Origin of the sequence: Marinobacter sp. SBS5, assembly GCF_048285575.1 — a bacterium.
Lineage (GTDB): Bacteria > Pseudomonadota > Gammaproteobacteria > Pseudomonadales > Oleiphilaceae > Marinobacter.
In genome coordinates this window covers 208,907-223,115 of the sequence record NZ_JBLWAZ010000002.1, presented here as the reverse complement: position 1 = coordinate 223,115, position 14,209 = coordinate 208,907, and the positions used below count along the sequence as shown (strand labels likewise).

Here is a 14,209-nt window from a genome sequence, read left to right as displayed (position 1 = left end):
GACAACGACGTTCGGGGAGGAAGGATATGGGCGAATTGGCGAAGCAACACTGCGAGGCGTGCCGCAAAGGCGCACCTAAGGTCACCGGCGCCGAGAGAGGACTCCTGCACGAGCAAATCTCTGATTGGAAAATTGTGGATACCGATGGCGAAGAAAAGCTGCAGAAGGTATTCAAGTTTAAGAATTTTGCCCAGGCTCAGGTTTTCACGAACCGAGTGGGTGATCTGGCAGAGGCAGAAAACCACCATCCCGCTGTTCTTTTGGAATACGGTAAGGTGACCGTCAGCTGGTGGACCCACGCTATCGGCGGCCTGCATCGGAACGATTTCATTATGGCGGCCAAGACGGACAAGGTGTTTGCCGCTTAACAGTAGTTCCATGTCCGGTTATGCAGCGATGCTCTTCTTGGTCTAGCCTTGCTATGTTGTTGGTGAAGCTGCTTGTTCTGTACCAACAAGGATGGCAGTGAACGCGGATAGGGGGAGAGGAGCATGAAAAACAGTACGATTACCTTATTGTCGGCTTTGCTGGTTGCACCAATGGGGACTTTTGCTGGAAGCATGATGTCAGAAGCACCGGCCAATGCGGAAGTTTACTTTGTTCAGCCCAGCGATGGGGCTTCGGTTCAGCAAAACGTCAAAGTGGTGTTTGGTCTTCGCAATATGGGCGTGGCGCCGGCCGGTGTTGATAAGAATAATACCGGGCACCATCATCTATTGATTGATACCGATGTGCCGTCTGATTTGAGTAAGCCGTTGCCGGCTACCGATAATATCAAACACTTTGGCGGAGGCCAGACGGAGACCGAAATAGAGCTTGCCCCTGGCACCCATACCCTGCAGCTGTTGCTGGGTGATCACGCACACGTGCCTCATAGCAAACCGGTGGTTTCTGACAAAATCACAATCAAGGTTGAGTAGCTCAGATGGGTGGTTGGCATATGTCTTGAAACGCTAGCTCGATCACCCATTTGTGTATTGAATGAACAGCGCGTCAAGATGTCATGTTGGGCCTTTGTGGCTTGGCATCGGAACGTATTCTTGAACAACACGTTCTCTCTATTGGGTTTTCAAAACACAATAAGGAGAACAATCGATGCCCTCCCGTTCCGCATTACTTCCTGCTCGCTTTGCTCTGGCCCCCTTAGTCTTAGCGCTTGCCGTTACAGGGTGTATAGATTCAAGTTCCGATAACGACCGGTCTGATCGAGCGGCAGAACGCAGAAACTCGCCGGATCAGGCCTGCGACAATCCCGGCAATAGCCAGGCTCCACAGTGCGAATTGCCTGACCCCGTTCTGGTTTCTTGTGCCGACGGCTCGCCCCGTGAAGGCGGGCGAAGCTATTCTGTTTCCCTTAATTCCGCCAGTGGTGAGACCATTGCTTTCCAGGTGCTTGAGCCTACAGGCGGTATCGACTGCGATGCGGGGCATCCACTTGTTCTGCAAGGCCATGGCTTCGGAGGATCACGCAGCACCGATGGTTTTGAGAACTATCGCGACGCTGGCTTTGCGGTGATTTCCATCGACCAGCGTGGCTTTGGTGAAAGCACGGGTACCGTGCGAGTAATGGACCCTGAGTTTGAGGGGCAAGATCTGGTGCAGATTCTTGATTGGGCAGAGGCCAACCTGGACTACCTGCAGTTTCGCGATGAGGCCGACCTTCCCGAAGCGTTAAATCCGAATCTGGTGGCGGGCGCCATCGGGGGAAGTTACGGAGGCGGTTTCCAATTCCTTCTTCATGGCCTGGACCCGAAACGACGGCTCGATGCCTTGGTGCCGGATATGACGTGGAATGATCTGCGTTACAGTCTGAACCCCGGGGGTGTGATTAAAACCGGCTGGGATCTGATACTGGTTGGCTTCGGCGAAAGTGGTTCGACGGGTAAGGGCAATGGCGGCTTGGATCCGATTCTAAGGGAAAGTCTTGCGCAGGGTGCTTCCTTGAACAGGTTCCCCGAGGCGGGCCTGGACTTTGTCTATTATCACAGCCCGGCATATCGTTGCGCAGGTGCATCTCTGACTGTTTCTGAGGACGCGGATCTGGTTTCCTATCAGATTAATCCTCCAGCCTACGATGTGCCTCCGACACCGTTTAATGACGTCGATGTGCTGCTGACGCAGGGCATGAAAGACACGCTGTTTAACTTCAATGAAGCTTGGCGCAACTTTTCGTGTCTGTCGGCGCAAACGAATGGGGATGTGCGGCTGCTGACCCATCAGACTGGCCACATATTGCCAGTAGAGGTGCCAGATGAAGCGCAACCGGGCACATACGTTGATCCAGCGGCCGGCTTGCTTGAAATTCCGGGCTTTCAGGGAGCGGCTGGAAAGTTTCATTGCGGTAGCATTTCGATTGCAGATGCGACGCTGAACTGGCTGGAGCATCATCTTCTCGGCAAACCGCTGCCGAACTACTTCGAGGGTACCGAATCCAATGTGTGTTTGTCGCTTGGCGACGATCAATCGGTGATGGTGCCCATGGATGAGTTTCCTGCGCCTGCGAGCGAGAACGACGTGCTTACCGGCCGCTATGCAGTTGAGCGGGCGTTTGCGTCGGATCAGCCTGTGGCATCTGGATACGAGGCTGTTGCGACTGTAACTCAGCCTCCGCTTGCCTTAATGCTGGGTAAAGTTGGCGAAGAGGGCGCCGTTCTGGGAGGTATTCCTACTATGAAGCTGACGGTGTCGGATCTGGCGGGAAAATCTGTGTGTGATAACACGCTGGATCCATTTGCTCCGGGCTGTGATCCGATTGTGTTTGTTGGCTTGGGCAAGCGGGCGGAAGGCGAAAGCCGCTGGGATTTGATAGATGATCAGGTAATGCCGGTGCGTGGCCTGAAAAATGAAGCGGTCATTCAGTTGGTGGGTGTTGCGGAATCCTTGGCGCCCAGCGATGAGCTGGCGTTGCTGGTATCCGGATATCATCTGCAGTACCCGGCGAGCTGGTCTCGGGATGCGTTGGTACCCTTTGTAAACGTGTCTGGTACGGTGCAGTTGCCACTTCTGGAAGGAACTCTGAGCAGTACGCCGTAATTTGTACGTTCAGGTGCGGCCAAGGTGTTCAGCCTTGGCCGCGCCAGACGACCCGCTGGGCGGATCGCCTGGCTGAGGTTGGGGGGCGATTCAGTACGCGCCCTCGCTGTAGATCAGCTCATAGCTGTGGCTATAGATTTCCAGAATGTTTCCGAATGGATCTTCCATGTAAATCATGCGATAGGGTTTTTCGCCCGGATAGTAATAGCGTGGTTTCTCCATACGGCGTTTGCCGCCAGCGGCCACGATGCGTTCCGCGAGCTCCTCAACGTTCGGGTCTTGTACGCAGAAGTGGAAGATGCCGGTTTTCCAGTACTCAAAGTTATCTTCCGGATTGGTTTGGTTTCTGAATTGAAACAGCTCTACACCAATTCGGTCACCCGTGGAAAGGTGAGCGATGCGGAAGCTTCCCCAGCCCTTACCAAACACTTCCGTGCACATCTCCCCGATGGCGCTGTCGTCCTCTTCGATCTCAGTCGGTTTCATAATCAAATACCAACCCAGAACCTCCGTGTAGAATTTAACGGCTTCCTCAAGGTCCGGAACGGATATGCCGATGTGTGAAAAATTTCTTGGGTAAACGTTGCTCATTACTTGTCCTCCGCTTATGAAACTGAGAGCAGGTTACACAGCGTTTTAAATTACGTAAAATTATCGTTTGTCATGAAATTGATCATATAATGTAATGATGAACGTTAATTGGTTGCGCAGCTTTTGCACGCTCGTTGAAGAAGGACATTTCACTCGCACGGCTGAGCGTCTCCACATGACCCAGTCCGGGGTAAGCCAGCATGTGCGCAAGCTGGAGGAGCAGCTCGGTACCGAGCTGCTTGTGAGGCAAGGCAAACAATTCTCGCTATCGGGCGCCGGCGAAAGGCTATACGCCGAAGCTCAGGGTATTCTTCTCGCGTTGTCGAATCTGGAACTGGCCGTTGTAGAGGACCCTCCCTATGAAGGCGGGGTTCGGGTTATGTCGCCTGGGAGTGTGGGTCTGAAGCTTTACCCTCAGTTATTGGCGCTGCAGCACAAATACCCCAAACTCACCATCGATTACCGGTTTGCGCCAAATTCCGGTGTGGAGCACGCAATTGCTGAATCCGCCGTTGATATCGGGTTCATGACGACGAAATCCACTTTGGCCGACGTAAGTTGCACGCCCGTTGCTGAAGAGGCGCTGCTACTGGTTACGCCGGCGACGGTAGAAGACGCTGAATGGGAAACGCTCATGGCGCTTGGTTTTATTGATCACCCGGATGGAAGCCATCACGCCAACCTGCTCCTTGGAGCGAACTATCGCGAGTTCCAGCACAGTAACTTGTTTCCAAGGAAAGGGTTCTCAAACCAGATTGGTTTGATTCTTGAGCCGGTCAGCATGGGGTTAGGGTTTACCGTCTTGCCGGCCCATGCGGTTGAGGCATTCCCCAAGCCCGAGCTCATCAAAGTACATCAACTTGCCCACCCCGTTAGGGAAACCCTCTACCTTTGCGCTCTTCGTCACAGGCCTCTTCAGAAAAGAATGGAAACGGTAATAGCTGAAGCAAAGCGGTGGCTCTAAACTGAACTAGAGTTTAACGAGTTGTTGCGGTGGGGCTTCACGCAAGTGAAACTGTGCACTCGGGTGTTTAACGTACGTCAGACACTTATACCCGCGAGGTTTTGGTGCCATGGACGCAGACTGTAAGTGGCACGAGCTGGCCTCGCAGAACGCTATCGATACTCTGCGTGCTAGTGAACAAGGACTGTCTTCGGAAGAGGTGGCAAAGCGCGTTGAGGCGTATGGGCCTAACCGATTACCGGAAGCTGCGAAGCGAAGCCAACTGATCCGCTTTCTTTGGCACTTTCATAATATTCTCATTTACGTTTTGCTCGTCGCCGCTGCCATCACAGCGGCGTTGGGGCACTTGGCCGATACGTTAGTGATATTGGCGGTCGTTGTTGCCAATGCCGCTATCGGATTCTTTCAGGAAGGCAAAGCCGAAAAAGCGATGGGTGCTCTTCGCCGAATGCTGGCTCTGAAGGCGTCGGTACTGCGTGACGGTGTGCGGTGCTCGGTTGAAGGCGAAGCCTTGGTACCCGGCGACATTGTATTGCTTGAAGCCGGGGACAAGGTGCCAGCCGACCTGCGGCTTCTTCAGGTTAGTGCGCTGCAGATTCAGGAGTCCATTCTCACGGGCGAGTCCGTCCCGGTTGAAAAGCATACCAAGCCCGTTAGTGCCGAGGCCCCCCTTGGAGATCGAGGGTGTATGGCCTACAGCGGTACGTTGGTGACCAGCGGCTTGGGGCGGGGCGTGGTTGTGGCCACGGGCTCGTATACGGAAATCGGCCGCATTAGTGGCCTGTTGTCCACCGTCGAGACGTTGACAACTCCGCTAATCCGGCAGATGAATGTATTTTCCCGATGGCTCACCGCCTTGATTCTCGTGATCGCTGCTGTACTTCTAATGTTTGGTTATTTCGTTCAGCATTTTGAGTTCTCCGAGATGTTTATGGCCGTGGTTGGCCTTTTCGTTGCTGCCATCCCCGAAGGTTTACCCGCCGTTCTGACCATCGCACTGGCGGTAGGGGTGCAGGCTATGGCACGGCGTAACGCGATTGTTCGACGTTTGCCTGTTATCGAGACGCTGGGTTCGATATCGGTTATCTGTACCGACAAGACGGGCACTTTGACCCGCAACGAGATGATGGTGGCTTCCGTGGTGACGAGCGCCCAGCTGTTCTCGCTAGAGGGCGACGGGTATGAGCCCAAGGGCAGCGTCAAGCTAAACGATGTCGCAGTGAACGCTCAGGAATATGATGCCCTCTACGAACTCGGTCGTGTTTCTGCGCTCTGTAACGATGCATCCCTGCGGGAGTGTGATGGCGCTTGGACGGTGGAGGGTGACCCCATGGAGGGTGCCTTGCTGGCGCTGTCTGGCAAGGTCGGTATCGATACCCGCAAGGAGTTGGCCGGCTGGACGCGCACCGATGTCATCCCCTTCGATGCCAAGCACCGTTTCATGGCCACGCTTAATCATAATCATGACAATCAGGCCTATGTCTCCGTGAAGGGCGCGCCCGAGCAGATATTCTCGATGTGCGACAAGCAAAGGACGGTTCTCGGTAGCACCGACGCTCTTAATGAGCCGTACTGGCAGCAAAAAGCCGAGGATATCGCAGCACAGGGCCAGCGCGTGTTGGCATTTGCCGTACAACCGGTGGCGCCGGAACATACGGTTCTTGAGTTCTCGGACGTAGAGCATGGGCTGACGCTGATTGGTTTGGTGGGGCTGATTGATCCGCCACGCCCCGAAGCCATCACCGCTATTGCGGAGTGCCAGTGCGCAGGCATTCGCGTGAAGATGGTCACGGGTGACCATAAGGGCACAGCGATGGCTATTGGAAAGCAGGTGGGGCTGCAGAATCCCGGCAAGGTTCTGACCGGAGTCGACCTGGATAGCATGGATGACCGAGCTCTGGCGGCGGCCGTTCTGGATGTGGATATATATGCCCGCACCAGCCCTGAACACAAATTACGATTGGTCATGGCGCTGCAATCGCATGGTATGACCGTTGCCATGACCGGAGATGGCGTTAACGATGCGCCCGCGCTCAAACGTGCCGATGCCGGGATCGCAATGGGGCGTAAAGGCAGCGAGGCAGCAAAAGAAGCGGCCGAATTTGTTCTGGCTGATGACAACTTTGCGTCGATAGTGGCTGCGGTCAGGGAAGGGCGCACGGTTTACGATAATATCAAGAAGGTCATAAGTTGGACCTTGCCAACCAATGCAGGGGAGGCCATGACCATTGTTGTGGCATTGCTATTTGGAATGACGCTTCCGATTACGCCCATACAGATTCTTTGGGTCAATCTGATCACCTCGATCACGCTCGGCATGGCTCTCGCCTTCGAACCGTGTGAAGCCGATAGCATGCGTCGCCCGCCGCGCTCGAGAAACGAGGCACTGCTGACCGGTGAGCTGGCTTGGCACATTGTGCTTGTGTCAACTCTGTTTCTGGGTGGGGTTTTTGGCATGTATGCCTACGCCATGGAGCAGGGATATTCCATTGAGCTGGCACGCACGATCGCGCTCAACACTTTAGTGGTGATGGAGGTGTTTCATCTGTTTTTTATCCGCAATATCTACGGTACGTCGCTGACCTGGAACGCGGTCAGGGGGACTAAAGTGGTCTGGACGACTGTCGTCGCAGTAACCCTTGCCCAGTTCGCCATCACCTACCTGCCACCCCTGCAAACATTGTTTGCGACGGTCGCCGTTCCTTTTCGGGAAGGTATGATTATCGTTTGTGTCGGAATCGCGCTTTTGGCAATCATCGAAACGGAGAAGCAGCTTAGACTGCGCTTAGAGAGGATGCGTTAACAGCGGGGGCCGAGTGTTGTTAGGCCGAAGTAGGCAGTGGCTCGCCTCCTGATACAGAGGAAGCTATGGATCGATTCTGGCTCCCTGACCATGCTTTGCTAATGAAAGTGTATTCCGCCGTTGTGGTCTAACTATCAGAAAATGGAGTCTTGTATGAAAATTACTATTCCGCTTTTGTTGTCGTCGGTGTTTTTGGTTTCTGCGTGTTCAAGCTTTCAGCAGGGTGATGCCTTTGCACAGAGCTATGAGTGCGAGAGCGGCGAAACGGTTGCGGTTAACTATCTGGCTCCCGACTCCGCCAAAGTGCACTACAAGGGCTCTAGCTACGATATGGAAACCGCCGTTTCGGCCAGTGGCGCACGATACGTCGGCGGTGGCATCGAGTGGTGGGTGAAGGGCTCCGGGCCCGACGCTGAAGGCCTTTTGTTGGAGCATCGGGCAGGCGGAAGCTCCGGTGACATTATTGAGAGCTGCACTGCGCTTTAACGCCCCTTAAACAGGGAGCCTAGTAGCCCTCTCAAAAAGCCGCGTGTCATTTCTCGGCCCATTGTGCGCGCAATGCTTTTCGCCAGAGTTTCAAACACGCTCTGGCGAGATGATCGCCGTGTGGTTGCGGGTTTTTTACTTGTCTTGGTGGGCGCTTCATACACGCGTTCTTTGGCGACGGCCGCCCGCTCAGCTTCTTTGGCGGCGTCTTCTGCGCGTTTTTGCAGTTTTTCGAAGGCTGATTCCCGGTCAATCATTTCATTGTAGAGGGCGCCAAACTCGCTGGCTGCGAGAATGGCTTTGCGTTCTTTTGCGGTGGCTGGCCCTAACCGGGAAGAGGGTGGTCGGATCAGCGTTTGATCCACAATCGATGGTGTGCCTTTATCATCAAGGGTAGAGACGAGTGCTTCGCCTACGCCAAGTTCGGTAATGACTTTTTCAGTGTCCAGATTCGGGTTTTGCCGGAAGGTTGACGCGGCGGCTCGAACGGCTTTTTGGTCGCGTGAGGTAAAGGCTCTTAGTGCGTGTTGCACTCGGTTGCCGAGTTGGCCCAGTATTTTGTCGGGTATGTCGGTGGGGTTTTGGGAAACAAAATAAACACCAACGCCCTTAGAGCGTATCAAACGCACCACCTGCTCAACTTTCTGCAGTAGTGCTTTGGGTGCGTCATCAAACAACAGGTGGGCTTCGTCGAAAAAGAACACCAGTTTGGGTTTGTCGGGATCACCCACTTCGGGTAGCTCTTCAAACAGTTCTGCTAACAGCCAAAGTAAAATGGTGGCGTACAGTCGCGGGCGTTCGATGAGTTGGTCGGCGGCCAGCAAGTTAATGTGTCCGCGTCCAGCCGAATCACAGCGCATGAGATCGGAAAGCTCCAGAGCCGGCTCACCAAAAAAATGGTCGCCGCCTTGCTGTTCAAGCTGCAACAAACGCCGTTGTATCGCACCGACGGAGGCTTTGCTGACGTTGCCATAGAGTGCTGAGAGTTCTTTGGACTGTTCCGCCACAAAGGTCATTAGCGCCCGAAGATCCTTCAGGTCCAGTAAGGCCATGCCGTGATCATCGGCTAGCTTAAAGGCAATGTTGATGACGCCTTCCTGAGTATCGTTTAGTTCAAGAAGTCGTGATAACAATAAGGGGCCCATGTCGGAAATAGTGGCCCGCATGGGGTGGCCTTGTTTGCCTAATACATCCCAGAATACGGTGGGAAAGCCTTCGAACGCGTAGGGCTCAAGCCCCACCTGTTCAGCGCGTTTTGTCAGAAACGGTTTCGTGGTGCCCGGTTGTGAAATGCCGGAGAGGTCACCTTTTACATCCGCCATAAATACCGGCACGCCTTGGGCGGAAAAGCCTTCGGCAAGTATTTGCAGTGTGACGGTTTTGCCTGTGCCGGTGGCGCCAGCGATCAGCCCATGACGGTTGGCACGGCGTAGCAGTAAACTCTGGACATGACTGCCTTTGCCGATGAAAACGGAAGCTTCAGACACTGAACACACCTCTATTTATTATTAGGGAAGGCTGTGTAGGCGCGGAGCCATGCCTACTTGAACTGTGTTTTTTTCAGGTTGTGCGAGACATAATCAGTATGGTCGATAAATCGCCCAATGCGTAATCCGATTAAAACTGCGGAGATGTATGACCATTCCCCTCAAAAATATGCCTGTTTCAGAGGTGTCCTGCTCAAACTGCAAGGCCTGCTGTTGCCGATTGGAAGTTATGATTATTAGTGATACGGGAGTCCCTGAGCGGCACATTGCTTACGATGAGTGGGGAGGGGAAACCATGCTGCGCTTAGAGGACGGCTGGTGCTCGGCTCTGGATCGGGAAACGTTCATGTGCACGATTTACGAGAACCGGCCATGGATCTGCCGAGAGTTCGAGATGGGCTCTTACGAATGTCGAGAGGAAAGGGTTGGTTTGATCGAAATAACTCAAACTAACAGCTAGATCGAAGAAGTCAGGTTGTAGAGGGTTTTGTCGGTTGCTGGTAGGGTGAGGTATCTCGTTGGGCTTCGTTTGGCCTGGATACAAAGGAGAGCACCATGAAAACGTTTCGCTCACTTGCGGCAGTCGCCGTCATGTTGGTTAGTCCGGTCGCGGCTGACGGGATGGTCGCGCTCAAAAGCCCTTATAGTGCAGAGGAAACTATGGACCGGTTGGAGGCTGAAGTTAAGGCGCGTAGTTTGAATGTGTTTGCGCGAATTAATCACGCTGCCGGTGCTCGAAAAATTGGCCAGTCGTTGCGCCCTACTGAGGTGTTGGTGTTTGGTAATCCTAAGGGTGGTACACCGTTTATGGCGTGTGCGCAGACCGTGGGGATTGATCTTCCTTTGAAGGCGCTGGTTTGGGAGGACGAGTCGTCTCAAGTATGGCTTGGCTACAACGATCCCGCTTTCATTGCAGAGCGTCACGGCGCTTCGGAGTGTGGTGTTGTTCCTAATATGCAGCAAGCTTTGTCCGGAATTGCTGAGGCCGCGGTCGCCCGTTGAGTCGCTGTTGAGAGCCTTTCGAGAGCGTATTTAATTAAGAGTCATCGTTTACAGATTAAGGGGACAGTTGATGAGCGATCCTACCTATACTCCACCAAAAGTGTGGAAGTGGAATCAGGAAGGCGAAAGTAAGTTTTCGAATATTAACCGCCCGGTTGCTGGCCCTACTCATGATAAAGAATTGCCGGTGGGCGAACATCCTTTCCAGCTATATTCTCTGGCGACCCCGAATGGGGTGAAAGCGACCATTATGTTCGAGGAGTTGCTTGAGCTGGGTATTAAAGAAGCAGAATACGATGCCTGGATCATCAATATCATGGAAGGGGATCAGTTCAGTAGCGGTTTCGTGGGCGTGAACCCCAACTCTAAAATTCCGGCGTTGATGGATCGCAGTGTAGAACCTGCTGTACGGGTGTTCGAATCAGGTTCAATCCTTCTTTATCTGGCTGAAAAATTTGGCCAGTTTTTATCGAAAGATCCCGCCAAGCGAACGGAAACCATGAACTGGCTGTTCTGGCAGATGGGCAGCGCTCCTTTCCTCGGCGGTGGTTTCGGGCATTTTTATGCGTACGCCCCGGAAAAGTATGAGTACCCCATCAACCGTTACGCGATGGAAGTAAAACGGCAGTTGGATGTGCTTGATCGCCAGCTGGCGGATAACCGTTATATTGCCGGCGATGAATACAGCATTGCCGATATGGCCATCTGGCCGTGGTATGGCGCGCTGGTGAAGAACATGGTGTACGAAGCGGCTGAGTTTTTGGAGGCGCACACCTACACCAATGTGGTGCGTTGGACAGAGGACGTGGCCCAGCGCCCTGCGGTTAAGCGAGGGCGGATGGTGAATAAGGCATGGGGCGAGTTGTCGTCACAACTGCACGAGCGCCATGACGCAAGCGACTTCGAGTTGCGGACCCAAGACAAGCTCGAATCCGGCAAATAACGAAAGCGGCGTGCCGCTTTCGTTCTCCTCTAAAAGCCTTTGGCAGAAGACGTGCTGCGCCGGGCATCAGCGCCGCCATAGAGCGTGCCGTCTTCGCCGATCATGATGCTCTGAATGGCACCCATGGCTGTGCTGGTCGCCACCGTGTGGCCTTTGGCTTCAAGCAGTCTGATGGTGTCGGGGCTAATGCCTTGCTCGATGCGAATTTCATCCGGGAACCACTGGTGGTGAATTCGCGGAGCATTCACAGCGGTCTGAATGTTCATCTTGTGATCGATCACGTTCATCAGCACTTGCAGGGTAGTGGTGATGATGCGCGACCCGCCCGGACTGCCGGTCACCAAGTGGTTCTTGCCGTCTTTGCGAACGATGGTGGGTGACATGGAGCTGAGCATGCGTTTTCCGGGTTCTACCTTGTTGGCGTCCCCGCCGATCAGGCCATAGGCGTTGGGCACGCCAGGCTTGGCGCTGAAGTCATCCATTTCATTGTTCAGCAAGAACCCAGCGCCGGCCACGGTAATACCGGAGCCATAACTGAAGTTGATGGTGTAGGTGTTGGACACCGCATTGCCCCAGCGATCCACAACAGAGAAGTGAGTGGTTTCCGGGCTTTCCCAGGCGGTAGACGTACCGTGTTTGATTTCGCTGGAAGGTCGGGCTTTGTCAGCCGAAATCGTTTTTCTCAGCTCAGTTGCGTATTTTTTGCTGGTAAGGCCCGTCAGTGGCACCTCCACGAAGTCGGTGTCGCCGAGGTATTGGGCGCGGTCGGCGTACGCCAGTTTCATGGCTTCAGCCATATGATGGATGGTGGCGGCTGAATTGTGGCCCATTTCACCGATAGGGTAGCCCTCCAGGATATTCAGGATTTGCACAATGTGTGTGCCGCCGGAGGAGGGTGGCGACATAGAGAAGATGTCGTAGCCACGGTAGGTGCCGCGCGCGGGCTGGCGGATGGCCGGTCGATAGTTCTTCAGATCATCCAGGGTGATCAGACCATCATTGTGCTGCATTTCCTCAACAATCAGGCGTGCCGTTTCCCCTTCATAAAAGCCTTTGATGCCTTGATCAGCAATGCGTTGAAGAGTGGCGGCCAGTTCGGGCTGTTTGAACACTTCGCCAGGTTGCGGCGCAGAACCGTCCTCCTTGTAAAAGGTGGCGTTGGTGGCAGGCCAGCGTTTTAATCGATTGGCGGCTCGTTCCAGGCCGATAGTAAATCGATGCGGCACGACGAATCCGTCTTTCGCCAAACGAATGGCCGGGGCGAGCGCTTCACTCAACGAAATGGTGCCATGGCGTTCCAGAGCGAGGGCGAGGCCCGCTACCGTCCCGGGCACTCCCGCTGCCAGGTGGCTGAACCGGCTGCGTTCTTTCACAACGTTGCCGTCGCTGTCTTGAAACATGTTTTCCGTTGCGGCGGCGGGGGCAGTTTCCCGATAATCAATCGCTTCCGGTGCTTTACCGTCTCCGGGCGAGTACAGCAAGAAACCGCCACCGCCAATGTTGCCGGACCTCGGTTGGGTGACAGCAAGCGCGAAGCCGGCGGTTACCGCGGCATCCACCGCATTGCCACCGTTTTTCAGAACATCCAGCGCCACGTCGGTCGCGAGTGTATGGCTGGTGGCGACCATGCCTAGCTTGCCTTGAGCAGGGTGGAATCGTTCTCCTTCCAGAATAGCTTGGTTGCTGGCGAGCGCAGAAAATGACAGCAAACCAAGCAGCATTGATGCTGTCAGGCTCCACAGGAGCCTTGAGCGAAGTTTGGGCTGGAGGCTGGGGTAAGTGTCGTGCATGGGGAATCCTCGTTTCTGGCGGTCATATAGGCTATCATAGCTGGTCATTTTTATAGGTGCGTGTTGATAGTTCCTCGTGCGTCATCGCTGGTGGTTTTCTAACGCATTCGCTTTCCCCGGATTCTAGTTAAGGAATGGCTTAATGGAGCATACCTATCGTCTTGTTATTTCCTGTCCGGACAGGGTGGGAATTGTTGCCAAGGTGAGTAATTTTCTGTCCACCTACAACGGCTGGATTACCGAGGCGAGTCACCACTCAGATACTCAGTCTGGTTGGTTCTTCATGCGGCACCAGATTAAAGCTGAATCTATTCCGTTTGGGTTGGATCAGTTTCGTGCGGCATTTGAACCGATTGCCCGAGAATTCAATATGCGCTGGCACATTGCCGATTCGGCGCGTCCGAAACGCGTGGTGTTGATGTGCAGCAAGGAATCTCACTGTTTGGCGGATCTCTTGCACCGCTGGCATAGCAAAGAACTGAACGCTGAAATGGCGGCGGTGATTTCCAACCACGATGATTTGCGGCGCATGGTGGAGTGGCACGACATTCCTTATCACCACATCCCGGTAAGCAAGGAAAACAAGGCCGAGGCCTTTGGTCAGATTGAAGAGCTGCTCGACAAGTACGAAGCCGATGTGATTGTGCTTGCGCGCTACATGCAAATACTGCCGGCGGATTTGTGCGAGAAGTACGCTGGCAAGGTGATTAATATTCACCACAGCTTCCTGCCCTCGTTCGCCGGAGCGCGTCCGTACCATCAGGCGTACAGTCGCGGCGTGAAACTGATTGGAGCTACCTGTCATTACGTGACTCAGGATTTGGATGAAGGTCCGATCATTGAGCAGGACGTGATTCGTATCAGTCACAGAGATTCGATTGAGGACATGGTCCGTCTGGGTAAAGACGTCGAAAAGAACGTTTTGGCGCGGGGGCTTCGTTCGCACATTGAAGATCGCGTGATTACCTACGAAAACAAGACGGTAGTGTTTGATTAACAAGTCACTGTGGCTACCCCGGGTCTGTTGGGACTGTGGTATGCTGGGCGGCTTGATGAAGAATAAAGACGGGGCCGGGACACGGCCCCGAGACGACTTCCAGATAACGCAAA

Annotated in this window: 13 protein-coding genes; 10 read left to right on the top strand and 3 right to left on the bottom strand. The window is 54.1% G+C overall.

Features of this window, described 5'->3' with window-relative positions; all coding sequences use genetic code 11:
- The first annotated feature begins 26 nt into the window (after positions 1–26).
- From ACNQ6O_RS06620 to ACNQ6O_RS06610, 3 genes are all read left to right on the top strand, one after another.
- Complete coding sequence (locus tag ACNQ6O_RS06620; protein WP_418052453.1) at positions 27–368, top strand: 4a-hydroxytetrahydrobiopterin dehydratase; 342 nt, start codon at positions 27–29, stop codon at positions 366–368.
- A gap of 123 nt (positions 369–491) precedes the next feature.
- Complete coding sequence (locus tag ACNQ6O_RS06615) at positions 492–920, top strand: DUF4399 domain-containing protein (protein ID WP_418052452.1); 429 nt, start codon at positions 492–494, stop codon at positions 918–920.
- A 175-nt stretch (positions 921–1,095) separates the two neighbouring features.
- Positions 1,096–3,033 carry a CocE/NonD family hydrolase gene (locus ACNQ6O_RS06610; protein WP_418052451.1) on the top strand — a complete coding sequence of 646 codons (1,938 nt, stop codon included), beginning with the start codon at positions 1,096–1,098 and terminating at the stop codon, positions 3,031–3,033.
- Between the two features lie 90 nt (positions 3,034–3,123).
- Here the strand turns inward: ACNQ6O_RS06610 and ACNQ6O_RS06605 are convergent, their stop codons facing one another.
- Positions 3,124–3,624: a lactoylglutathione lyase family protein gene (locus ACNQ6O_RS06605; protein WP_418052450.1), complete on the bottom strand. Its 501-nt coding sequence runs from the start codon at positions 3,622–3,624 to the stop codon at positions 3,124–3,126.
- Between the two features lie 94 nt (positions 3,625–3,718).
- Here ACNQ6O_RS06605 and ACNQ6O_RS06600 point away from each other — a divergent pair, with 94 nt between their 5' ends.
- The 3 genes from ACNQ6O_RS06600 to ACNQ6O_RS06590 all read left to right on the top strand — a co-directional run bounded on the left by ACNQ6O_RS06600 (position 3,719) and on the right by ACNQ6O_RS06590 (position 7,877).
- Positions 3,719–4,588, top strand: coding sequence for a LysR family transcriptional regulator (locus ACNQ6O_RS06600; protein ID WP_418052449.1), 870 nt, complete (start codon positions 3,719–3,721; stop codon positions 4,586–4,588).
- 109 nt (positions 4,589–4,697) lie between these two features.
- Positions 4,698–7,391, top strand: coding sequence for a cation-transporting P-type ATPase (locus ACNQ6O_RS06595; RefSeq protein ID WP_418052448.1), 2,694 nt, complete (start codon positions 4,698–4,700; stop codon positions 7,389–7,391).
- Between the two features lie 153 nt (positions 7,392–7,544).
- Positions 7,545–7,877 carry an MliC family protein gene (locus tag ACNQ6O_RS06590; protein WP_418052447.1) on the top strand — a complete coding sequence of 111 codons (333 nt, stop codon included), beginning with the start codon at positions 7,545–7,547 and terminating at the stop codon, positions 7,875–7,877.
- On the opposite strand, the gene ACNQ6O_RS06585 is transcribed toward ACNQ6O_RS06590, so the two are convergent.
- Positions 7,874–9,364 (bottom strand): helicase HerA-like domain-containing protein, encoded by a 1,491-nt coding sequence (locus ACNQ6O_RS06585; RefSeq protein ID WP_418052446.1) that lies wholly within the window; start codon positions 9,362–9,364, stop codon positions 7,874–7,876. The genes ACNQ6O_RS06590 and ACNQ6O_RS06585 overlap by 4 nt on opposite strands.
- 148 nt (positions 9,365–9,512) lie before the next feature.
- Here ACNQ6O_RS06585 and ACNQ6O_RS06580 point away from each other — a divergent pair, with 148 nt between their 5' ends.
- From ACNQ6O_RS06580 to yghU, 3 genes are all read left to right on the top strand, one after another.
- The gene (locus ACNQ6O_RS06580) at positions 9,513–9,824 is read left to right on the top strand and encodes a YkgJ family cysteine cluster protein (protein ID WP_418052445.1); all 312 of its coding nucleotides are present in this window, start codon (positions 9,513–9,515) and stop codon (positions 9,822–9,824) included.
- Between the two features lie 95 nt (positions 9,825–9,919).
- On the top strand, positions 9,920–10,366 hold the full coding sequence (locus ACNQ6O_RS06575) for a DUF302 domain-containing protein (RefSeq protein WP_418052444.1): 447 nt from the start codon (positions 9,920–9,922) through the stop codon (positions 10,364–10,366).
- Between the two features lie 70 nt (positions 10,367–10,436).
- Complete coding sequence (gene yghU, locus ACNQ6O_RS06570; RefSeq protein WP_418052443.1) at positions 10,437–11,309, top strand: glutathione-dependent disulfide-bond oxidoreductase; 873 nt, start codon at positions 10,437–10,439, stop codon at positions 11,307–11,309.
- A 29-nt stretch (positions 11,310–11,338) separates the two neighbouring features.
- Here the strand turns inward: yghU and ggt are convergent, their stop codons facing one another.
- Positions 11,339–13,030 (bottom strand): gamma-glutamyltransferase, encoded by a 1,692-nt coding sequence (ggt, locus tag ACNQ6O_RS06565; protein WP_418052541.1) that lies wholly within the window; start codon positions 13,028–13,030, stop codon positions 11,339–11,341.
- Positions 13,031–13,241: 211 nt separating this feature from the next.
- Between ggt and purU the strand changes: the two genes are divergently transcribed.
- On the top strand, positions 13,242–14,096 hold the full coding sequence (gene purU, locus ACNQ6O_RS06560; protein WP_305897718.1) for a formyltetrahydrofolate deformylase: 855 nt from the start codon (positions 13,242–13,244) through the stop codon (positions 14,094–14,096).
- Positions 14,097–14,209 lie beyond the last annotated feature (113 nt).